Source organism: Salinimicrobium catena (genome assembly GCF_900102915.1).
Classification (GTDB): Bacteria; Bacteroidota; Bacteroidia; order Flavobacteriales; family Flavobacteriaceae; genus Salinimicrobium; species Salinimicrobium catena.
The window spans coordinates 237,480-259,326 of sequence record NZ_FNGG01000001.1 but is presented as its reverse complement, the minus strand read 5'-3'; the positions used below and the strand labels follow the sequence as shown (position 1 = coordinate 259,326).

The 21,847-nt window shown below is 44.7% G+C and carries 21 protein-coding genes; 7 read left to right on the top strand and 14 right to left on the bottom strand.

Going from position 1 to position 21,847, the window contains the following annotated elements; all coding sequences use genetic code 11:
* The 3 genes from BLS64_RS01170 to BLS64_RS01165 form a co-directional block, all read right to left on the bottom strand.
* On the bottom strand, positions 1-501 hold the full coding sequence (locus BLS64_RS01170) for a nuclear transport factor 2 family protein (RefSeq protein WP_093110917.1): 501 nt from the start codon (positions 499-501) through the stop codon (positions 1-3).
* Positions 502-568: 67 nt separating this feature from the next.
* The gene (locus tag BLS64_RS15115) at positions 569-739 is read right to left on the bottom strand and encodes a hypothetical protein (RefSeq protein ID WP_176763402.1); all 171 of its coding nucleotides are present in this window, start codon (positions 737-739) and stop codon (positions 569-571) included.
* Positions 691-2,070, bottom strand: coding sequence for a carboxypeptidase-like regulatory domain-containing protein (locus BLS64_RS01165; RefSeq protein ID WP_093110915.1), 1,380 nt, complete (start codon positions 2,068-2,070; stop codon positions 691-693). Before BLS64_RS01165 ends, BLS64_RS15115 begins: the two co-directional genes overlap by 49 nt.
* Before the next feature lie 120 nt (positions 2,071-2,190).
* On the opposite strand from BLS64_RS01165, the gene BLS64_RS01160 reads away from it, so the two are divergent.
* The 4 genes from BLS64_RS01160 (at position 2,191) to BLS64_RS01145 (ending at position 5,969) form a co-directional block, all read left to right on the top strand.
* Entirely contained in the window at positions 2,191-3,702 is a 1,512-nt protein-coding gene (locus BLS64_RS01160) for an FAD-dependent oxidoreductase (RefSeq protein WP_218124590.1), read from the top strand.
* The gene (locus tag BLS64_RS01155; protein WP_093110911.1) at positions 3,702-4,043 is read left to right on the top strand and encodes a complement C1q domain-containing protein; all 342 of its coding nucleotides are present in this window, start codon (positions 3,702-3,704) and stop codon (positions 4,041-4,043) included. The genes BLS64_RS01160 and BLS64_RS01155 overlap by 1 nt, the downstream gene beginning before the upstream one ends.
* Before the next feature lie 133 nt (positions 4,044-4,176).
* Entirely contained in the window at positions 4,177-5,625 is a 1,449-nt protein-coding gene (locus BLS64_RS01150) for a PQQ-dependent sugar dehydrogenase (RefSeq protein ID WP_093110908.1), read from the top strand.
* Positions 5,626-5,630: 5 nt separating this feature from the next.
* A complete protein-coding gene (locus BLS64_RS01145; protein WP_093110905.1) occupies positions 5,631-5,969 on the top strand; it encodes a c-type cytochrome in 339 nt (112 codons plus the stop codon).
* A gap of 117 nt (positions 5,970-6,086) precedes the next feature.
* On the opposite strand, the gene BLS64_RS01140 is transcribed toward BLS64_RS01145, so the two are convergent.
* Positions 6,087-7,037 (bottom strand): ion channel, encoded by a 951-nt coding sequence (locus tag BLS64_RS01140; protein ID WP_093110903.1) that lies wholly within the window; start codon positions 7,035-7,037, stop codon positions 6,087-6,089.
* Positions 7,038-7,053: 16 nt separating this feature from the next.
* Positions 7,054-9,408, bottom strand: a complete 2,355-nt coding sequence (locus BLS64_RS01135; protein WP_093110901.1) for a multicopper oxidase domain-containing protein — start codon at positions 9,406-9,408, stop codon at positions 7,054-7,056.
* 207 nt (positions 9,409-9,615) lie between these two features.
* Between BLS64_RS01135 and BLS64_RS01130 the strand changes: the two genes are divergently transcribed.
* Entirely contained in the window at positions 9,616-10,929 is a 1,314-nt protein-coding gene (locus BLS64_RS01130; RefSeq protein ID WP_218124589.1) for a PQQ-dependent sugar dehydrogenase, read from the top strand.
* A gap of 378 nt (positions 10,930-11,307) precedes the next feature.
* On the opposite strand, the gene BLS64_RS15380 is transcribed toward BLS64_RS01130, so the two are convergent.
* The 5 genes from BLS64_RS15380 to BLS64_RS01105 form a co-directional block, all read right to left on the bottom strand.
* A complete protein-coding gene (locus tag BLS64_RS15380) occupies positions 11,308-13,452 on the bottom strand; it encodes a TonB-dependent receptor (RefSeq protein ID WP_093110899.1) in 2,145 nt (714 codons plus the stop codon).
* The gene (locus BLS64_RS01120) at positions 13,442-13,843 is read right to left on the bottom strand and encodes a transmembrane 220 family protein (RefSeq protein ID WP_093110897.1); all 402 of its coding nucleotides are present in this window, start codon (positions 13,841-13,843) and stop codon (positions 13,442-13,444) included. The genes BLS64_RS15380 and BLS64_RS01120 overlap by 11 nt, the downstream gene beginning before the upstream one ends.
* A 130-nt stretch (positions 13,844-13,973) precedes the next feature.
* Complete coding sequence (locus BLS64_RS01115; RefSeq protein ID WP_093110895.1) at positions 13,974-14,465, bottom strand: DUF305 domain-containing protein; 492 nt, start codon at positions 14,463-14,465, stop codon at positions 13,974-13,976.
* Between the two features lie 64 nt (positions 14,466-14,529).
* The gene (locus tag BLS64_RS01110; RefSeq protein WP_093110893.1) at positions 14,530-15,066 is read right to left on the bottom strand and encodes a DUF3347 domain-containing protein; all 537 of its coding nucleotides are present in this window, start codon (positions 15,064-15,066) and stop codon (positions 14,530-14,532) included.
* Positions 15,067-15,349: 283 nt separating this feature from the next.
* Positions 15,350-15,916 carry a hypothetical protein gene (locus BLS64_RS01105; RefSeq protein WP_093110891.1) on the bottom strand — a complete coding sequence of 189 codons (567 nt, stop codon included), beginning with the start codon at positions 15,914-15,916 and terminating at the stop codon, positions 15,350-15,352.
* Positions 15,917-16,026: 110 nt separating this feature from the next.
* Between BLS64_RS01105 and BLS64_RS01100 the strand changes: the two genes are divergently transcribed.
* Positions 16,027-16,980 carry an NAD-dependent epimerase/dehydratase family protein gene (locus BLS64_RS01100; RefSeq protein ID WP_093110889.1) on the top strand — a complete coding sequence of 318 codons (954 nt, stop codon included), beginning with the start codon at positions 16,027-16,029 and terminating at the stop codon, positions 16,978-16,980.
* 73 nt (positions 16,981-17,053) lie between these two features.
* Here BLS64_RS01100 and BLS64_RS01095 read toward each other — a convergent pair whose 3' ends face one another.
* The 4 genes from BLS64_RS01095 to aspS form a co-directional block, all read right to left on the bottom strand.
* Positions 17,054-17,251 (bottom strand): cold-shock protein, encoded by a 198-nt coding sequence (locus BLS64_RS01095; protein WP_093110887.1) that lies wholly within the window; start codon positions 17,249-17,251, stop codon positions 17,054-17,056.
* Positions 17,252-17,346: 95 nt separating this feature from the next.
* A complete protein-coding gene (locus BLS64_RS01090) occupies positions 17,347-17,592 on the bottom strand; it encodes a hypothetical protein (protein ID WP_093110885.1) in 246 nt (81 codons plus the stop codon).
* Positions 17,593-17,594: 2 nt separating this feature from the next.
* Positions 17,595-19,388, bottom strand: a complete 1,794-nt coding sequence (locus BLS64_RS01085) for a chloride channel protein (protein WP_093110883.1) — start codon at positions 19,386-19,388, stop codon at positions 17,595-17,597.
* Positions 19,389-19,433: 45 nt separating this feature from the next.
* The gene (gene aspS / locus BLS64_RS01080; RefSeq protein ID WP_093110881.1) at positions 19,434-21,191 is read right to left on the bottom strand and encodes an aspartate--tRNA ligase; all 1,758 of its coding nucleotides are present in this window, start codon (positions 21,189-21,191) and stop codon (positions 19,434-19,436) included.
* A 187-nt stretch (positions 21,192-21,378) separates the two neighbouring features.
* On the opposite strand from aspS, the gene BLS64_RS01075 reads away from it, so the two are divergent.
* The gene (locus tag BLS64_RS01075; RefSeq protein WP_093110879.1) at positions 21,379-21,813 is read left to right on the top strand and encodes a hypothetical protein; all 435 of its coding nucleotides are present in this window, start codon (positions 21,379-21,381) and stop codon (positions 21,811-21,813) included.
* The last annotated feature ends 34 nt before the right edge of the window (positions 21,814-21,847 follow it).

The window sequence follows — 21,847 nt, the reverse complement described above, 5'->3', positions numbered from 1 at the left end:
CTATTCAGATTTTATTTTGGAAATAAGTTTTTGGTCGAAGTCTTTTTTGATCTCGGTGATCTGGTCCACATTTTCATTGGGGATCTCAATGGAAAGCACATAATGTTTTACCTTCCATTCGCCGTCTTCTTTGGCAACCACGCCCGAACCACGGCAGATTCCCATTTGGGTCTCCAGCAGCTCATCGAACCAGGCGATGTCGCAATCTTCCTGCAGAAAGATGTTGCGTTCAAGGGTGGAGAAGCTCCATGCTTTTCCTTTGTCGAAGTATGGTTTTGACCATTTTGCGAATTCGTCTTTTTCCCAGTTCTCGGTGGGATCTGTGCCAATGAAAATGGATTCATCGGCCATTTTGCTGAAGTAAGCGTCATAATCTGCACGGGCGGCGGCATCGTGCCAGGCCTCCAGCATCTTATTGATATTTTCTTTAGGTGCCTGCGCATGGCCTGTAAAGCCGGTAAACAATACCACGCTAAGGCAGAAAAATAGAAGGTTTTTCATGGTTCGGGAAAATTTTTCCCAAGATACGATTTTCTCTCACAAAAAATAGCCGTGACCGTTGAAGGCATTACTCCGCCTCCATTGCCGTGAATTCTTTGATGGCCGCGTTGGGTTCTATGATGTTGTACCCTGCCCAGAAATCTGGGTTGTAAGATTTGAATTTCTGATACTCAAAGGTTTCCTGCCCTTTTACAGCTTCATATTCTTCACTGGCAAGCGGCCTGTTCTCATAGACCACCAGCTGCACTTTTCCACCTGCCCAAAGCGCATGTCGAGTTCCAGGTCAAGCTCATTCTGCTTATTGCGGCCGGGAACGTGCCTGTTCTTCTCGATAATGGTCAACGGACGATCTATGCCGACGGTTTCCCCCAGTTCGCGCTCCAGGTAACTGAGGCTGTATTTTCCATTTTCATCTTTCATGAAGAACATTTTGCCGCGGTAAATGTCATCAATGGCACTAATGCCGAACAATCTGAATTTGCTCAGCGGCCTCACATTTTCATATTCTATGCGGTGCACGCCATAATCATGGGCGTCAATAAAGATCTTTCCTTTAAAATCTGCGCGGCGTTTGGGTTCAAAATTGATCACATAGACCGTGTTCTGCCCCAGGTGCAGAATACCCTGCAGGTCAAATTCATATTTTCTGATCTTCTCAAAAAGGTTAAATGCAATGTCTTCTTTCCAGAACATGTTGGCCAGCAGAGACTGGATCTCCTTACCGGTGCCTTCCTGAAGGTTTTTCTTTATCTTGGCCTCTTTCTCCGCAATTTCTTCCGGAGTTTTTTCTTTTTTATCGGTATCTGAATCTTCAAAGCCCTCTTTTAATTCGTCCTCATCTACCTTGACCCCGAGCAGCCCCGACCTGATCTTGAGGAAGGATCTCTCTTTCAGGTTTTGCCTGAAAAGGGTTTCCAGGTGTTCTGTAAGTTGGTCCAGGGACTGTGTATTCTGCGGATTATAAAGGTTTGCCGCTTTCACGATCCTCACTTTCTGGCTGTCATAGTTTCCGTAGAGATCGGCTAAAACTTCTTTATAAGAATCGGTAACCTTGGGCATTTCTGCCTCAATACGATCCATCAGGTTCTGATCTATACCAGGAATGGTGCTTTCTTCCACCTTCATATCAAACTTCCTGATATGGCTAAAATCAGATTCCCTGTAAAACACTCTTTTCTGGCCCAGGTCAAAATCATAATTATCGGCAACTTTTTCTTTGGCCATTTCCACGATCTCCCGCGGACTCAGTTCTTTATTGCTAAGGAAAACTTCTTTTAGTTCTATGCTTGCCGGCTTCAGGTACACGATGCTGTTGTTGATCTCTTCCGGTTTCAGTTCCACTGCTTCATAGCCCAGGGAAGAGATCTCCAGGGTGGCCGGTAATTCTTCCGAAGTAAAGCTGAAAAAACCTTCTTCGTTGGTCACCACACCTTTGTGCTCGCCGAAGATCACGTTGGCGTAGGGAACGGGCTTTTTGCTGCCCCATTCCAGCACTTGAGCCTTCACTTGCTGCGCTTGCAGCGTTGAAAATTGAAAAAGTAAAAAACTAAGGAAAATGATGGTTCTCATGTCGCGTGTTTCTTAGTAGACGAAGCTAGTACAGCTTTGTTACAGATTAACAAAATCCTAACTACGCAGGTTTGGTAGGTATTGCCTGCATTGGCTAATTTTAAGTAAAACCACCTGATTATGACACGATCTCTCTGGAAAGCCAAAGCCCAAAAAACGAATTATCCGGCACTAAAAAATAACATCACAGTAGATGTAGCCATCGTGGGAGGTGGTATTACCGGAATCACCAGTGCCTATTTCCTCGCTAAAGAGGGAAAAAAAGTAGCCGTTCTGGAAAGCCATGAACTGGCGGGCGGTACCACGGGAGACTCTACCGGGAACCTTTACAAAATGGTCGATAAGCGCCTGCATCACATTCAGTCAAAATGGGATGAGAAGACGGCTCGTGCCGTAGCCGAATCCAGAGCGGCCGCGGTAGACCTGATCGAAAACCTTGTAAAGGAACATGAGATAAAATGCGATTTTAAAAGAGTTCCCTGGTACCTCTTCAGCGAGACGAATAAAAAAGATGAAACCATTGAAAAGGAGATCATCACTGCAAAAGACTACGGAATAAAGGCAGATACGCTTCAGGAACTGCCTATCCCGGTGCAGGTGAGTTCTGCCATTAAAGTAGAAGGGCAGGCTCAGTTCAATCCGGCAGCTTTTGTGAGAGGCCTGGCAGAAAAGATCGATTCTGAAAACTGCCACATCTACGAACACACCAACGTACACCATATCGAAAAAGGGGAAGATCATGTGCTTTCTACCCAACACGGAACAGTGACCGCCAAAAAGGTGATCCTGGCCACTCATTCTCCTAAAGGGATCTATCCGGTACAAACGGCCATTTATCCTCACCGCGAATATGCCATCGCCGCCAAACTGAATTCGGGCGACTACCCAGACGGGATCTATTGGGATACCGAAGCTACCTTCCACACTTCCATGAGAACTTTTAAGAACCACACCGGGAACTATGTGCTGGTTCTTGGCGGGCATCACAAGGTAGGGCAGGAGGACAATTACGAGAGGTTCTTTGAGAAACTCGAGCAACATGCCCGCAAATTATTTGATGTGGCCGAAATTGAATACAAATGGAGCGCGCAGCATTACAAACCCGCAGACGGGCTGCCGTACATTGGCGAAAGTTCTGATGACGGTATCTACTTCGCCACTGGTTTTTCTACAGATGGGCTTACCTACGGAGTGCTTTCGGCGATGATCTTCAAAGATCTGCTTTCCGGAAGGGAAAATGAGTGGGCAGAGTTGTACAAAGCCAAAAGGTTCACGCCGATAAAGTCGGCAAAGAATTACATCAAGGAGAACATCAATGTGGCCAAACAATACCTGAAGGACCTGCCGGGCAAAGCCGAAGCTGAAAGATTTTACGAAGTAGGAATAGGAGAAGGAAAAGTGGTTGAGGTGGACGACGAAAAATGGGCAGTTTATAAAGACGAGACGGGCCAGGTGCATTGCCATTCGGCCGTTTGTACGCACATGGACTGTATAGTAGACTGGAACGATGCCGAGAAATCCTGGGATTGTCCCTGCCACGGCAGTCGGTTTGAGGCTACAGGAGATGTCATTGAAGGCCCTGCTTTTTCACCCCTTGATAAACGAGATGTGAAATCCAGAAAAGATTCCTAATGGTACTTACCGCAATAATTTTGATAAGCCTTGCAGTGATCCTGGGGCTGTACATGATAAAATTCGTTTTACAAAAAAAGAATCCGCCAAAAGGCGTGGCGATCGTTCACGGCACTTTGGCGGCCTTGGGAATACTTATTCTTTTGATCTATGCCCTTACCACAAGTGAGCATCACAAACACTGGGACAGTTTCGCCATTTTTTTCACGGCCGCGATTGGTGGTATCTACCTCTTTTCAAAAGATATTCGGCATAAAAATATACCTGTTTGGGTTGCCGTTGTTCATGGAGCAATTGGTCTTACCGGCCTGGGTTGGATTCTTTATCATGTTACAGGTTAATGGTTTGATAAATAATATTTTAGCATTGTATTTAATTGCTCTACATGCTGATTAATTGATTCAGATGTTGTAAATTAAAAAAGAACCTTTTGTCTTGCCTCCCGTTTTTTGCTAACCACTAAAAAATATTCTAATGAGAGGCTATTTCTGGTATCTAACACTTTCTTTATTCGTGTTACTCCAGGGTTGTGCTAATTTAGACAATCCTACTGGAGGAGGACAACTCAATTATGATCCCGGTCCAAGGCAGATTGATCCGGCAGATATATTGGTTCCTGATGGATACAATGTAGAAGTAGTTGCCCGTGGACTCACGTTTCCCACAGCAGTAACAGAAAACGATGAGGGGCAACTTTTTGCGATCGAATCGGGATATGCATATGGAGAGATCTTTCTTCCGCCCAGGCTATTAAAAATTTCTGAAGACGGAAGCAGCGAATTAGTTTTAGAAGGAGCAAAAAATGGTCCCTGGACGGGAATAACCTATAACAATGGCTATTTCTACGTTGCTGAGGGTGGCCAAATGGAAGGGGGAAAGATCCTGAGGATCGACAGTAGCGGAGATGTTGATACCCTGGTGGAAAATCTACCCAGTTTGGGAGATCATCATACGAACGGACCCGTGATCAAAGATGGTGAAATTTACTTTGGGCAGGGAACAGCAACCAATTCGGCAGTTGTAGGACCCGATAATGCAGCTTTTGGATGGCTTTCCCGCAAACCCCAATTTCATGATATTCCATGTAAGGATATCGTTTTAAAAGGTATCAACTATACCAGTGAAAACCCTTTGACAGATGCACCAAAAGACTCCGTCTCTACCGGAGCTTATGTGCCTTTTGGCCAATCCACCCGGCCGGGGCAGGTAATAGCAGGTTCAGTTCCCTGTAATGGAGCGATCATGAAAATTCCTTTAGAGGGAGGGGAACCTGAACTGGTAGCGTGGGGGTTGCGGAATCCTTATGGAATCGCATTTTCTGGTACGGGGGAACTATTTGTTACCGAGAACAGTTATGATGTAAGAGGAAGCAGGCCCGTTTGGGGAACAGGCGATGTTCTATGGAAGATCAAGGAAGGAGCCTGGCACGGTTGGCCAGATTATAATGCCGGACATGAAATTTCTCATATGAAGGTGCCCGATAAGGGGGCTCCGAAACTGCTGTTGGAGGAAAACCCGTATTCACCGCCTCATCCAATTGCGGAATTGGGGGTGCATTCATCTTCTAACGGAATGGACATTGCCCGCAACGGGAAATTTGGCTTTGAAGGCGAAGTCTTTATTGCACAATTTGGTGACATGGCACCCAATGTTGGAAAGGTAATGAGACCAGTAGGATATAAGGTGGTGCGAGTAAATCCTGGTAACGGAGTGGTCGAAAACTTTGCCGTCAACAAAGGAAAAGGAAATGGCCCGGCCACTTTTCTTAGAACCGGAGGATTAGAAAGACCCGTGTCGGTACAATTCAATAGAGAAGGTGATGCTTTATATATTGTAGACTTTGGGATATTAAACGTTTCTAAAGAGGAGGGAGCAAAACCAAGAAAAGGTACAGGAGTGATTTGGAAAATATCTAAAGAGTAAAGATCATGGGAGGAAGACTGATTTTAATAGTAATAGTTATATTTCTAAGTTGGGGATGTTCCTCAAAAAAAGAAGCCTATACCAAACAACCACTGGCTGAAATGAGCCAGGAAGTAGAGGAAGGAAAGGTGCTGTTTCACAAATACTGCAACTCCTGCCATCCCAACGGCACTGCAGGATTGGGTGCTCCTATAGTAACCACTTCCATTCCCGGTTTTGCCATACGTTACCAGATAAGGAATGGGTTAGGGGAAATGCCGGCTTTCAGTGAAGAAAAGATTTCAGATAAAGAAGTGGACAAGATCGTGGATTATATACAGGCCTTACGAGATGAAGGAAAATAAGGTTACTAAGTTCATCTTAGATTAAAATAGAAAACAACTCTTTATGCAGAGTGTTTTCTTCTAGAAGATTTTCAAATCTTGAGAACTGTCGTATTCTTAAAATTAGTTCGACCAAATTCATTTCACATAACTCCATTCAAACTCCTCACTTTTAAGCATGGCCAGTAAAAGCTTTCTTCTCTGCTCTAAAGTGGCTTCCTCCAGGTCTTGAACGTCTGTATAGCCTTCTGGTTTAGGCAAAGAAGCTGAAAAATTCTCTTTCATATGCATGAGAAGGTCGCTCATGGTGCTGCGCAGCAGCTGTAGTTCGTCCTTACCTGTAGTACCTGCAATGTTTTCCCTATCCTCCTTCAGCAAAATAGTTACCGCCTCATCAAGCCGCACGAAGTTGAGGTTGAAGCAATTTTCAGGGTTCTGGTGGCTGAAAAAATGCACCACAGGATAGGCCTGGTGGCTCACCAGATGGCTGGTGATCTGCTCCTGCAAGGAAAGTATCTGCTGATCCCTGTATGATGGCTGCAGGTTTTTAAGTTTATCGGCGATTTCTGAAGGTTTTTTACCCAGCGTGGAAATGCTCCTGGAAAGTGTCCTTTTCCGTATCACTGCCGAAGAAACAGAGATCAGATAGGTCATCGAGCTGGTGAAGAAAATGAACCCGAAAAAAGAGAAGATCCCGGTCATGATCTCGAAAAAGGGTGTTATTGGCTTGAAATTTCCCAGACCTAAAGTGGAAAGTACATAGCCGGTAAAATACAGTCTTTCAACCCAGTTTGCCGGCCTCGAACTACTGTTGGTAATGGCATCGGGGTCATATGAATAGACCAGGAACAGCCCTGCCCACACAATGACGATCCATACGAACAGCACGCACAGGTTGACGATCATACCGCTGTACTCAAAGGTCTTCCGGTTTGTGGGACCTGCAAATTTCCGCATGGCCCGATAGGTAAGGCTGGCTACATTTTTGGAAATGAAACCCGCCCCGCTTCCGGAGAGGGTGGTAAAAAAGAAATCATAGATGATGAGAATAAGAAGAAGTAAGCCGATGCTTAATACAAGTACGTCCATAGTTGATTTTTAAATTTTAGAACCAAAGGGAGATTCCGCCCCCGGCGCCGAACCGGTTATCATAACTTCCCATTAATCTTAACCCTTTGCTGAGCACATATTCAAGCCCCACCTGGTAAACGGTCTCACTTTCGTAGTCTTTGCCCGCTTCCAGATCACCGTTCCAACCAAAGTCAATCTGGTATTCGTATTCTCCATACAATTCCAGTCGGGGAAAAAGCATGAGGCCTGCTTCAAAGGCAACCTGTGGCCGGAGTTTATTGTCTATACTTAACTCAGAATCTATAAGGAGGGGCAATAAATACCTGAACCCACCAACAGCCGTGGTCTCCAGTTCATCCAGGCTGTCTTCCATTTCATTCTCGAGATTACCGCCAACAAATACACGCAGGTAATCATTTAAATATCTCTCATAGGTAAGGCTGGCTTCCAGGTTCTCATTCCAGCCGTACTCGGCCCGCAACCTGAACTGGTTCCTGATATTGGTGGTAGTGGCATAGAATTCTGCCATTTGACTTGCAGCGCTAAACTCACCCCAGGTGAAGTATTCATTGGCTTCTGTGGTCAAATTGGCTAAAGGATAAGAAGCCAGGCGCTCGTCTCGCGGAGTATCATAGCTGAAGACCCGCGCCATTCCACTGTTGAGGTGATATAACACATGGCAATGGAAAAACCAGTCGCCATATTCATTGGCGTCAAACTCTATGACGGTCTTTTGCATCGGCGCCACATTCACTGTATGCTTTAAGGGAGAATATTCCCCGTTCTTATTGATCACCCTAAAGAAATGCCCGTGAAGGTGCATCGGGTGGTGCATCATGGTGAGGTTGTTCAAGGTAATTCTTACTTTCTGACCCTGTTCGATCTTGATCTTATCGGTTTCTGAAAGTGGTACTCCGTTGATGCTCCATACATAGCGGTTCATATTTCCCGTGAGATTGAATAGCATCTCTTTAAGCGGCTGCTCGTCTGAAATAGTAGTGGGTTCCGGAGCTCTTAAATAATCGTAGTTAAAGACTGGCGAACCTGCGGTCTTCATAGCGTCACCAATAACCAGCGAATCCGGCAGGGGTTTTTTCATGGGGTCCATCAGGTTAGGGTCTTTCATCTTGTCCATAACCAGCGTATCCCTTTTCATGTCCTCATTCATCTGCATGTCGTGACCGGTGTGATCCTGCTGCATGTCCATTTCTTCAGTGTCCATCTCCATATTCATGTGATCCATTTCCATGGCATATTTCTTCATCACCTTAATGGAGTCATTCTTACCTGGCCTGAATTCGGATGCGGGCGCCCCCATCTTCATGTCCATAGCCATCATTTTCTTCATCATCTCGATCAGATCGGGTTCGGGAACTACCGGTGCGGGAATAACTGCTCCATTTCCCAGATAAGCTGAAGCATGGCCAGAACCATCCTGGGCGGTGGCACGAATTTCCAGTTTTCCGCTCTGCGGAATAGTGACTATGAAGTCATAGGTTTCGGCAACGGCGATCAACGTCTTGTTCTTTTGCACGGGTACCACATCCAGGCCATCTGCAGAGACCAACAGCGGATCCTCCCCTCCGAAGGTGAGCCAGAAGTAAGAAGCTGCCGAAGCATTGATGAACCTGAGCCGCACCTTTTCACCGGGTGCGAATTCGGGATACTGCTGCTCCGGTTTTCCGTTGACCAGGAAAAGATCGTGGTAATTGTCAGAAATGGCCATATCGGGCATGCGCTGCCAACTCATTTTCAGTTTGGCACCTAATGCGTTTTTCGCCAGCACCTTATTGAGGCTTTGTACCTGGCCTTTTTTAATGAGGTACCATTCATTTCCTCTTTTAAGATTCCGAAGCTGTTCATGCGGATCTTCATCCATCCAGTCAGAAAGTACCAACACCAGGTCTTTGTCATAGTCCAAGGTCTGCTCTTTCGGATTGATCTGAATACTGCCGTAGACTCCTCTCTGTTCCTGCAAACCGGTGTGGGAATGGTACCAGTAAGTTCCCGATTGCTTCAGGGAAAATTCATAGGTAAAGGTTTCTCCCGGGCGAATTGGCGGGGTAGTAAGATAAGGCACGCCGTCAAAGAAATTTGGGAGCAAAAGTCCGTGCCAGTGCACAGAGGTCTCCACGTCCATTTTATTGGTGACGTGGATCTTCGCGTATTCACCTTCAGTGAATTCCAGCACGGGCCCCGGGATACTGCCGTTGATGGTCATTGCTTTTACAGGGTCTCCTGTAAAATTCATCATTTCCTCATCTATGGTGAGATGGTATTCGTGAACCGGCCAGTTGTTGACATTTCCTTCTACCGACTGAGGCCTTTGTGAAAAGGCAGTGAAATTTAGTGCGAATAAGAAGATGAAAGTAAGGATGAAAATTTTCATAACAAGGGTTCAGAAACGCCATTTCAGGCTACTTTTCAAGTTAATCAGCTTCAGCCTCTTTTTGTATTTAAGTATTGTTAAACTTAAGGTTTTTCGGGTGACGAGTATTTGATGTAATGTCTTATTTAACAGGTGGTTAACTTGTAAATGTTTTGGAATCATTAACTTATAAGTGATCAACAATGACAATTTTAAACATTAACCGATATGAAGATGAAAACGTTCTTTATGATGCTCACCTTTGGGCTCTTTACGCTCACAGGATTTTCCCAGGAAACGGTAGGAATGAAACTTGTAGCCGAAAACCTGATCTCGCCGGTGGCGCTGGTGGAAGCTCCCGATGATACTAACAGGCTGTTCATTGTAGACCAGGCCGGGACTATAAGAATACATGACTCAAAAAAAGGCCTTTTAGAGAAGCCATTTTTGAACCTGAAAGACAAGATCGTAAAACTTAAGGATGCTCATGAGGAAAGAGGGGTCTTAGGACTTGCTTTTCACCCCGATTATAAAGAGAACGGCAGGTTCTTCGTTTATTACAGCGCGCCTTTAGATGATGATGCCCCTGAAGGCTGGGACCACACCAGTCATATTTCGGAATTTGAAGTTTCTGAAGATGATCCAAACAAGGCCGATATTGATTCTGAAGACATTCTGCTGAAAGTGAATCAGCCACAGGATAATCACAACGCCGGTACCATTGCGTTTGGACCTGATAACTATCTCTATATAGCTCTTGGTGACGGCGGCGGCGCGAACGACATTGACATGGGCCACGTGCCCGACTGGTATGACAAGAACGCCGGTGGGAACGGGCAAGATGTGGAACAGAATCTCCTGGGAAGTATTCTCCGTATAGATGTGGATGGCGGTTCGCCATATGGTATTCCTGAAGACAATCCATTTGTGGACAAAGACGGAATGGACGAGATCTATGCCTACGGACTTAGAAACCCCTACCGGTTCTCATTTGATATGAAAGGTAACAATGACCTTATCGCGGGAGATGCGGGACAGGTACTCTGGGAGGAAGTTAGCGTGATCAAAAAAGGAGGAAACTACGGCTGGAACGTAAAAGAAGGAACGCATTGTTTTAACGCCTATAATAATGACAAGGAAAAGGAAGAATGCCCTCAAAAAGATAAGATGGGAAATCCTTTATTAGATCCTGTTATCGAGTTCAAGCAAGGTGGTACTGACCACGGCGGCAAAGGCCTGGTAGTGATAGGTGGTTATGTGTACCGCGGAAGTGAATTAAAAGGAATGGATGGAAAGTACATTTTCGGAACCTGGACGCAACATCATGGACAGCCAAAAGGAGCTCTGTTTATCGCCGATCCTGAAGCCTCCGGAAAATGGGATTTCCGAGATCTTAAGGTACACCGTCATGATGCTGAAGGTTTGGGCCATTACCTGCTAAGCTTCGGGCAGAACAACAAAGGAGAAATGTTCGTCCTCACCACCGACGAAGAAGGGCCAACCGGAACCACCGGAAAAGTGTATAAACTGGTCGCGAATTAAGATCTGAAAATGACAATTTTGAAAGGAAAAGGTTCAGCCCGGAATGGCTGAACCTTTTTTAGTTAAAGGGCTCTTTGAAACAGTTAACCCAGATAATGATTTTGCGTCCTTTGCGTCAACTTTGCGACCTCTGCGTGAAACCAGCAGAATACAGATTTAAATTTCGAAAGATAAAGTCACGCCCATAGTAGCCGGATTGCTCAGGTGCACGGCGCCAAAATTGTATCCGTAACTAATGTATTCGGTATCAAAAATATTACGCCCCCAGACCACTATTTTTACATCATTGTAAGCAAGGCCTAAGTTTGCATTATAGAGGTTGTATGGGCTTTGCCTAAGATTATTGGCCAGGTCAAAGTATTGTTCTCCCAGGTATTTTCACTCCCCACGAGCCTGGAATTCCCAGTTTTCTCCCAGCCCCAGGTGCGAACTGTATTGAAGGGCTAACATAGAGGTAACTTCTGGAGTATAGATCTGTTTATTATCCTTCAGGTTTACTTCACTGCCATCCTGGGCGATGAGAAGAGATTCGTAGGTGGCATCGGTTAATCCAAAGTCGTAGTTCAGTTCAAGTCCGCTTAAAAGTAAAGCTTTCATTTCCAGCTCCACACCTTTGCTACGCATTTTCCCGGTATTGCGGGTAACGATCACCCCCTCGGGCATTACAAGGGTAGGCACCTGTACATCGGTCACCTCAGTATAGAAAAGGGTAGCGTTCAGCAGTAGTTTGTTGTCAAAAAATGAATTTTTTGTTCCCAGTTCGTAATTGTTACTGTACTCGGGCTTGAACTCATATAAAGGAGGCTGTGAAGGATCTGCGCTAAGCGGAGTTAACCCGCCGGCCCTGAAGCCACGGCTGTAGGTGAAGAAAAGCAGATTTTCATTAGTGAGGTCATACGTCAAACCTGCTTTGGGAGAAACCGCATTAAAGCTGGCAGTGGCCGTAGTATCGGGTTGATAAGCGAACATTGGTTCAGGGTCTGAATCCAACTTGTATTCTCCAAGAACAGATTGTTTTACATACTCATGGTCATACCTGAGACCTGCAATTATTCCGATGTTTTTGGCTATCTGATAATCTACCTGTCCAAAAATGGCAATCCCTTTTCCTGTTTCTTCGCTGGTGTTGATGAGGGAGAAGTTGGTTTCTTCTGAACCCATCATCGCCGCATCTTCCCCAAAATGAGTTGCCTGCTTCACCGGGCTTTCCTGATAGAACATGTAAGTTCCCGCTGTCCATTCCAGATCATCACCTGGTCCTGCAGGAGAAGAAAACCTGAATTCCTGCGTGGCTACCTTAACATTGTTCCAATCCTTTCCGTAGTCATTAATGATAGACATGGCATCCAAGGGAGAGAAATCGGCGTCAATAGGAGTATGGTAGTAGCGGTAATTCTGCTGAAAGGCGGTCTGGGAACTGAAGTTAAGACCTCTTCCTTTGTGGTCGACTACCAGCGAAGTATTGAAAGTATTATCTTTCATGGTCGAGATCTCGTTCTGGTTGAGCGTGTAAGGATCTTCAAAAGCCCCCTCTATACCCATGTTAAGCGGAAAAGCTCCTTCATTCTCTGCGGAAAAATGCTTCAGGTTGAGAGTGGCGTTCCAGGTGGGGCTAAAAAGATATTTAAAGTAATAATTTCCGGAGAAATTTTCCTGATCATCATAACTGGAATCGGTAAACTCATTGGTGTAAAAACCTTCCCTCTTCTCATACAGCCCTGCAGCGCCAAAATACAATTTATCGGTTATAGTGGTTTTTAATCCTAACATGTACCGCTGCTGATCATAATTTCCCAGGCTCACCTCGCCAAAGATGTTGGTGCCTTTTTCAGGTTTTCGGGTAATGATGTTTATTACCCCTCCCATGGCATTTCTCCCATAAAGCGTTCCCTGTGGTCCTCTAAGAACCTCAATTCTTTCAATGTCAAAAAGCTGGGTGATATAGGTGTCCAGGTTAAATTGGTTCACGCCGTCAATATAGGTCGCCACGGCCGGATCGTAAGAGGTGCTTACAATTCCCCTTATAGAGGTCACAGTCCTTCGATCACCCGGATCGCTAGCATATAGATTGGGAGTAATGGCCGTGAGATCGTTCACGTTCTGGATCTGGCTTTGTTTTATGGCTTCAAAGGAGAGACTGGTGATGCTCAGTGGTATTTCCTGGATCACTTCTTCTCTTTTTTGGGCTGTCACCACAACCTCCCTGAGTTTTTCCATTTCAGAATTAAGCACTATTTCCAATTCAACTACATCATTATCCACTTCAACCACCCGCGTCTTTTCTGCGTAGCCTTTTTTCTGAATGCTGAGGATATAAGAACCGAAAGGCACATCCTGAAATGAGAAATTTCCTTCGAGGCCGGTTGAGGTTTCGAAGGAAGTATTTAAGATGCTCACCACCACATTTGCAAGGGGTTCCGAGGATTCAGAAAGAACCTGCCCATTCACGGTCCCACTATTCTGGGCGGCCGAAGAAAAAGAAACAAAAATAAATAGGAAGATAAACAACGGTCTAATTCTCATGGTCTGTGATTTGAGTTGGAGGGTTCTTTTTAAATCTGAAAAGGAGATTGAGTAAATGCGCAAAGCTTAAGATAAGCAGCCCTAAAAATTCCCGGGTAAATTCTATCCAGGGCTTTTCGTGCGCCATGGGGCCGGTAATACTCTCGGCTCGATGCTGTGTAAGCCAGGAAAGTACACCATCTGTAACAAAAAAGAGGAATATAGCATAAGTCAGGAAAACAATTATTCCTGCAAAATGCCATATTCTGTTATCTTTTTCCAAAAAGGCAAGGGTACAGGCCAAAGCGCCATAACCGTAAATGGCCATCCACAGGGCCGGATCTGGATCATTATATTGTATAACTGCAGAAATGCTGAAGATGATAACAAAGAATGCATTAAGGAGTTTCACTTCTCGCTATTTTTATTGAGCTACTTTTTTCCAGATTAGTGCTGTTGTTTCTCTCTTTTTGTGCATTAGGAGAATATGGAACATCTTACGCGCTTCCACTAGCTTGGCTGTCTTCAATTAACACCAGGCTTTAATCTTCCTCATTTTCAAGCCTGTATATAATTTTTTTCATTTCTGCAATTTCCCGTTCCTGAGCCTCAATAATTTCCTCTGCAAGTTTTTTTGCTTCAGGATCCTTAATATCTGCTCTTTTACTGGTTAAGATCGCGATGGAGTGATGAGGTATCATTGCCTTCATCCACAATACCTCGCCCACAGGAATTTGTGCTCTTACTAAACCTAAAGCACTTAAGAAGATCACCAGGCTGCCTACATATATCGCAATATTCTTTTTTTTGTTTTTATACATTCCCAGCATGACGGTGAGCATGATCACGGCCATTGCACAGATCCCTAAGATTGCCATATAGAATCTTGTCAAACTAAACCAAACATGGTCCCAGGAATAGGTATTCATGTACATGGTTATATACATTGCAATAAATGAGAGAACGAGCATGACCATGAACTTGGTGTACATTCCCTTTTTCATTCCGCCGTGCTTCTTTTCTTTTGATTCCATTATTTAGAAAATTTGTTGTTGGTTGATTATTCGTTTTCTGCCTATTTACAGTGAAAGCGAGAATTTATTTTGATATGGTTTTTTCAACAGAACCGCATTTCGGCATTTTTTCTCCGAAATAGGGATTGGAAATTTCTTCTATACTGGCATACCAATAAGCGCCTTTGTTATCAAATGCCATGGGGCAGAACTTTTTGTAGATCGTTCCTCCTGAAAGGGCATCTTCAAACATCGGCCCTGCTTTTTCAGTAAATTTGGCAAATAACTCCCTTTGGACTTCAATGTCATCTGTCTCGGACATTTGCTGAGCCAAAGACTTCATCTCGGCTCTTTCCTGGGAAAAAGTTTCAGCCATTACTTTTGCTGTTTGCTGCACTTGATCTGCATCAGATAAAGTCAATGCCATTTTTATCTCAAGGTAGTTATGCCATACCTTACCTGTCATACCATCAATAAAATGTTGATCTGCAATGTCAGCAGTCTCTTTCCTTTCTTTCTTAACCTCTTCGGGCGTGTTTATTTCTACCGTTTGCTTTTCCTTACACCCAATCATTGAGATGAACATCAGGGCAATAATAGTGGTTTTGAATAGCGATTTCATTTTTAAACTTTTTAGGGTTTATGGGCCTGAGTAAAAAGAATTTGTCATCCTTTTACTCCTGTCTCTCACTAAATTAGTGAATCCTCAAAATTCCCTTCTTAAATCTGGTTAAGATTTCCATAATATCCTCTTAACGAATTCTCAATTCGCTGGCAATGAGGGAGGAGCGGTAGTTTTTCAGGTGGTGTTGAAAATATGATTCTTTTCAGGATGCAGAAGATTATCGAAAGTCCATCTCTAAACTTTTGATGTGAAGAATTTGCAGTAGTTGTGATATTTTTTCTTACCTCAATAGCGGAAGAGTATCTGAGCTTGTGGATTCGAGGGATTCCTCAAACTCCTCATCCAGTTCCTGCTCGAAATCTACGGGGGTTTTGAGGAAAAGCTCGTTGAGCTGCAGTTTGAAATTATCGAATTCCACAATGAGGTCGTTGGCGACCTCGAAGATCTCCTCTGCATCTTTTTGTTTTTTGTTGGAAAGCTGGTGAAGGATCTTGGCCTTGGTCACCAAAACATTGGTGCGCGACTGCACAGCTGGGGTTTGAAGAGTGTCGGGCGTAGATTCCTTCAGCGATTCCATGATCTGCATAATGCTGTTGGAGGATTCGAGGATGTCGTGACCGGTGCTGTTCCTCAGGTTCTGCATCTCATTCTGCGCGGTGGCATAGGCTAGCCATTCGCTCACTTCTGCCCGGGCTTCGGGCAAAAGCTCTACCCTGCGGTTGGTGGTAACCTGTAGTTCTTCGGAAAAAGCTGCCTTTCCTGCGGAATTTGAACCGGTGTTTTGCGGAGCTTCTTCCCTACAGGAAATTAGGATCAGGGCTGAAAAGAGAAACAGGATTTTTTTCATTTTCTAAAGGTATGAATTTGGCAGACTTTTTTCCGTGGAAAAGCTTAATCTAAATCATTTTTCATCTATGCCGAAATAGATATCTTTGCTTAACTCTAAAACTGAAATTTATGGCCTCAAAGATATTGATAATTGGTGCTTGTGGACAAATAGGAACCGAACTTACCATGGCGCTAAGGGAAAAAGTGGGAAATCAAAACGTCATCGCCAGTGATATCAGGGAGGGAAGCCCCGAGCTGATGGCTTCGGGCCCTTTTGAAGTAGCCGACGCGACCAATTTTGAACAGATCCAGGACCTGGTGATACAATACGAGATCGATGAGGTTTACCTAATGGCAGCCATGCTTAGCGCGACTGCCGAAAAGTTCCCTATGAAAGGCTGGGCTCTGAACATGAACTCCCTTTTTCACGTGCTTAACCTTGCTAAAGACAAGAAAGTATCAAAAGTATTCTGGCCATCAAGCATCGCGGTTTTTGGGCCCACCACTCCAAAAAAGGATACGCCGCAAACTACCATCATGGAACCCTCTACGGTTTACGGGATCAGCAAACAGGCCGGGGAACGCTGGTGCGAGTACTACCATAATAAATTTGGGGTTGATGTAAGAAGCATCAGGTATCCGGGACTTATCAGTTACAAAACTTTACCGGGAGGCGGTACTACAGACTACGCGGTGGAGATCTACCATGAGGCCTTGAAAAACAAGAAATACACCTCATTTTTGAAAGAAGATACAGAACTGCCGATGATGTTCATGGATGATGCCATTCGTGCGACCATTTCTTTAATGGAGGCGCCGGCAGAAAATGTGAAGATACGTTCGTCGTATAACCTTGCGGCCCTGAATTTCACGCCGGCAACACTTACCAAAGCCATTCAAAAACACATCCCTGAATTTGAGATCGACTACGCGCCCGATTTCCGCCAGGCCATAGCCGATTCCTGGCCGTCAAGCATTGATGACTCCAGGGCTCGTGAAGACTGGGGTTGGCAGCATGAATTCGATATTGACCGAATGACCGAAGAGATGCTGGAAGGCATTAAAGAGGTGCACCACGTGTGATCTTCAGCTGAAATAAGCGCATAAAAAAACGTCCTGCATTGCAGGACGTTTTACTTAGAAATAGAACTGTATATTATCCATTGATAACACGCACGTCAGATGCGGTCATTCCTTTTCTTCCTTCAGTTTCGTTGTACTCAACTTTGTCACCTTCCTGAATAGTTTCTCCATTAAGACCGGTAACGTGAACAAAGATATCTCTACCTGTGTCGTCGTTGGTGATGAATCCGTAACCTTTTGATTCATTGAAAAATTTAACTGTACCTTCCATTGTAAAAAAATAATAATTAATAAAGTACAAACATACTGGAATAAATGAAACGGTTGTTAATGAAAGTGTTATTTATTTCTAAAAATTTTATTTTCCTAAAATTGGTCTTTATTCCGTTCTTTCATTTTTTTAAGATTTTCATCGGAAAGTGTGTAATCTTTCAATCTCTTCCCTTTCCACCTGTGGTAGAGGAACAAGGGCATGAGAATAAAGGCGCTAGCCAGCACGGCAACGCCAATGATCCTGTCTCCTAAAAGCAGGTTGTCATTCAGTCTGAAATAGAACCCGGTGCCAATGGCCAGCAGGATCAGAATTCCTAAAATTTTAAGTATTGTATTCATAATTAAACAGTTACTTCAATTAATTTTTTTCTGTATGCGGTGAGCAGTTTTGACTTTGAAACGAAGCCCTGGTATTTATTCTCTTTCACCACAGGAAGGTTCCAGGCATCACTGTCCTGGAATTTTTTCATGATCGTCCTTACTCCGTCCTTGTTGCTGTCAATGATCTCCGGGGCACTCTGCATAAGCTCGTCGATCTTTACCTTATCATACAGTTTTTTGTCAAACATGATAGGGCGAATATCGTCCAGCAGCAGGATACCCATGAAATTGTTTTCATCATCTACCACCGGAAAGATATTCCGGGAAGATCTTATTACCCCTTTATGTACAATTTCTCCAAGCGTCATGCCAAGCTTTAACGGAACGAAGTTGTTCTCGATCACCTTATTGATCTCCATTAGGGTGAGCACCGCCTGATCTTTATTATGAGTGATAAGTTCTCCGCGTTGGGCCAGTTCCATGGTATATACCGAATGTGGTAAGAACTGAGTGGTCACCATGAAGGAGATCGCAGCAGTGATCATTAGGGGGACGAATAGTTCATAACCATGAGTTAGTTCGGCGATAAGGAAGATGGCTGTAAGCGGCGCCTGAAGCACTCCCGCCATTAACCCGGCCATTCCTACCAGCGTGAAATTACTAACCGAAAGCGGGCTTTTCAAGATGTTGAGGTGATTGATAAAAAGAGCGAACAAATGTCCCATAGTACTTCCCATGAAAAGTACAGGCGCAAAGATCCCGCCAACGCCACCGGCATTAAATGTAAGTGAGGTGGCTACGATCTTAAAGACTACCAGCCCTGCCAGCAAGGTTATCACCACCCAGAAATTGTCGAAATAGGCATTGAAATAAGTATTACCCATTGCCTGTACATAATCTTCCTGCAACAGGTTGTTGATCACATCATAGCCCTCCCCGTACAGCGGCGGAATGAAATATACCAATACTCCCAGGGCGCTACCTCCCACCAGCAAACGCATAATGGGATTCTTTAGATTTTTAAAAAGATCATTGATCTTAAAATAGGTCTTTGTGAAGTAGATGGAACACAGAGAAGCTGTCACTCCCAATAAAATGTAATAAGGCACATCAGCGATCTCGAAACTATCCTTCAGGCTAAAGGGCAGGATGATGTCTGACCCAAAAAAGAAATAAGAGGTGAGGATAGCAGATACCGATGCCAGCAGCAACGGCAGGAGGGAGGCTAAAGTAAGATCAAGGCTGAAGACTTCAATGGCGAAAACGATGGCCGCGATAGGAGCCTTAAAGATGCTGGACATGGCTCCGGCTGCCGCACAACCTATAAGCAGGGTACGGGTGGCCTGGTTCATGTTGAACATCCTGGAAATGTTAGAGCCCAAAGAGGCCCCTGTGGCTACGGTTGGTCCTTCCAACCCCACAGATCCTCCAAATCCCACCGTTATGGGGGCTGTAATCAGGGAAGCGAACATATGCATGCGTCGCATGATCCCTTTTTTCATCGAGATGGCATAAAGGGTAGAGGGAATGCCATGACCCACGGGGCGGCGCAGAAAGAACTTGATAATGACCATGGTGATGGCCAATCCAATTACCGGAAAAACAAAATAGAAGGCATGGTGATAATTGGCAATGAATTTTCCCTCAAGAAGCAGCTGAATGAAATGCGTAAGGTTCTTGATGGCCACCGCACCCAGCCCTGCAGTAAAACCAATAAGTGCGCTAAGGAGCATCACGAACTGCTGCTGCGAGAGATTCTTTGTTCTCCAGATCAAAAACCGGAGGAGTAGGGGATTTCTTTTTCTACCCGGCATATTTACCCGTTGATAAAAAAATCCTGCCTAAGCAGGATTTTAATGTTATTCTGTTTCTGAAACTATTTGAAGGTTTAGTTCCTTTAATTGCTCTTCGTCAATTTTTGAAGGCGCGTCTATCATCACATCGCGCCCTGCATTGTTCTTGGGGAATGCGATATAATCCCGGATGGTTTCCTGTCCGCCTAAAATGGCAACCAGCCTGTCGAATCCAAAGGCGATACCACCGTGAGGAGGCGCTCCATACTGGAAGGCATCCATTAAAAATCCGAATTGAGCTTTGGCTTCTTCTGGAGTGAAACCAAGGTGCCCGAACATCATTTCCTGGGTCTTTCTGTCGTGGATCCTGATGGAACCACCGCCTATCTCATTCCCGTTCAACACCAGGTCATAAGCATTGGCACGTACTTTTCCGGGTTCGGTATCCAGAAGTTTGATGTCCTCCGGTTTTGGAGAGGTGAACGGGTGGTGCATGGCGTGGTATCGCTCGGTTTCCTCGTCCCATTCCAAAAGTGGAAAATCGACTACCCATAAAGGTGCGAACTCATCTGCTTTTCTCAATCCAAGCTCGTTGGCCAGGTGCATACGCAGCGCGCTGAGCTGAGTCCTCGTCTTATCGGTATTACCGGCCATCACCAGGATAAGGTCTCCCGGTTTAGCTCCGGTTCTTTCTGCCCATTCCTGCAGGTCTTCAGGAGAATAGAATTTATCCACAGAAGACTTTAAAGTGCCGTCTTCATTGTATTTTACCCACACCAGGCCATTGGCTCCTACCTGCGGGCGTTTTACCCAATCAATTAATTTGTCTATCTCTTTGCGGGTAAAGGAAGCGGCTCCCGGGACAGCGATCCCCACTACTAGCTCCTGCTGATCAAAGACATTGAAACCTTTGTTCTTTGCAAGATCATTAAGTTCCCCGAACTCCATTCCAAAACGAATATCGGGCTTGTCATTTCCATACTTGCGCATGGCATCGGCATAGGTCATTCTCGGGAATTCCTTAACCTCGACGTTTTTCACTTTTTTGACCAGTTGCCTGGTGAAATCTTCAAAGATGTTAAGGACATCTTCCTGCTCCACAAAGGCCATTTCGCAGTCTATCTGGGTGAATTCCGGTTGCCTGTCGGCACGAAGGTCTTCATCCCTGAAACATTTCACGATCTGGAAGTATTTATCCATTCCACCCACCATAAGCAGCTGCTTAAATGTCTGCGGGGACTGTGGCAGGGCGTAGAACTGCCCTTCGTTCATACGGCTTGGCACCACGAAATCACGCGCGCCTTCGGGCGTGGATTTAATTAATACAGGAGTTTCGACCTCAATAAAGCCTTTGTCAGAAAGAAAATTACGCACCTCCATAGCTACTTTGCTTCTGAAGATCAGTTTTTCCTTCACCGGATTCCTTCTGATGTCCAGGTAACGGTATTTCATCCTTAGGTCTTCCCCGCCATCGGTCTCCTCCTCAATAGTGAAGGGAGGTACTTCCGAAGTGTTTAAAATAGTAAGTTCCTTTACCAGGATCTCCACATCGCCCGTTGGCATATTAGGGTTTTTGGATTCCCTTTCGATCACTTCTCCTGTAGCCTGGATCACGAACTCCCTTCCAAGCCTGGAGGCTTTTTCCATCATTTCTTTTGGAGTACGCTCTTCATCAAAGATAAGCTGGGTCACACCATACCTGTCTCTAAGATCAACCCAGATCATGAAACCTTTGTCCCTGATCTTCTGCACCCATCCGCTAAGCGTAACTTCTTTTTGTTTGTCCTCTATTCGTAATTCACCACAGGTGTGACTTCTGTACATAATTTTCTTGATTTTCGAAGAAGCAAAAATAAGAAGAACTGCGCGGATTCTGCCGAAATAGCCTGAAAAATAATTGAAGCCTGAGGAGAGGTGTTTTAGCCAATTTTTAAGACAGAGCCGGCACCGAATGTGTTTCGAGGAAGCTTTCTCCCATTTGCTGCTCGTTATTATTCTTTATATTTGAGGCATGAAGGAAAGACCCAGGATATTCGCTTCATTTCTTCTGGCAGTTTTTGCATTAACTCTGCTTCACCAGTTCGTTCCTCATCTTCATCATGAACATAGGGAAAATCAAAGGCACGAATTAGCACATTCTCATTCTCATTCCCACGAACACCATCACAAAAAAGAATCTGAAGAGCCAAAAGGCATCATTTCGATCCTGCTGGCCATGCATTCTCATAGCAGCAGTTCTTCTGAAGTACCTGTTGAAAATTCCATAGAGCAGTTTAATCTTCAGGAATCACAGGCAGAAAGCACTTCGGAATTTGAGGTTTATGGGCAGCTGATTGTTTACGGGGTCTTAGAGAAAGAACGGCTCAGGAATTACCAACCTCCGCCTTTATTCGTCATAAAATATTATTCTAACTATTCCCTTCGGGGCCCTCCCGCTTTAGGTTAAACTTCTGATAAACACTATGCTTATCACTTTCAAA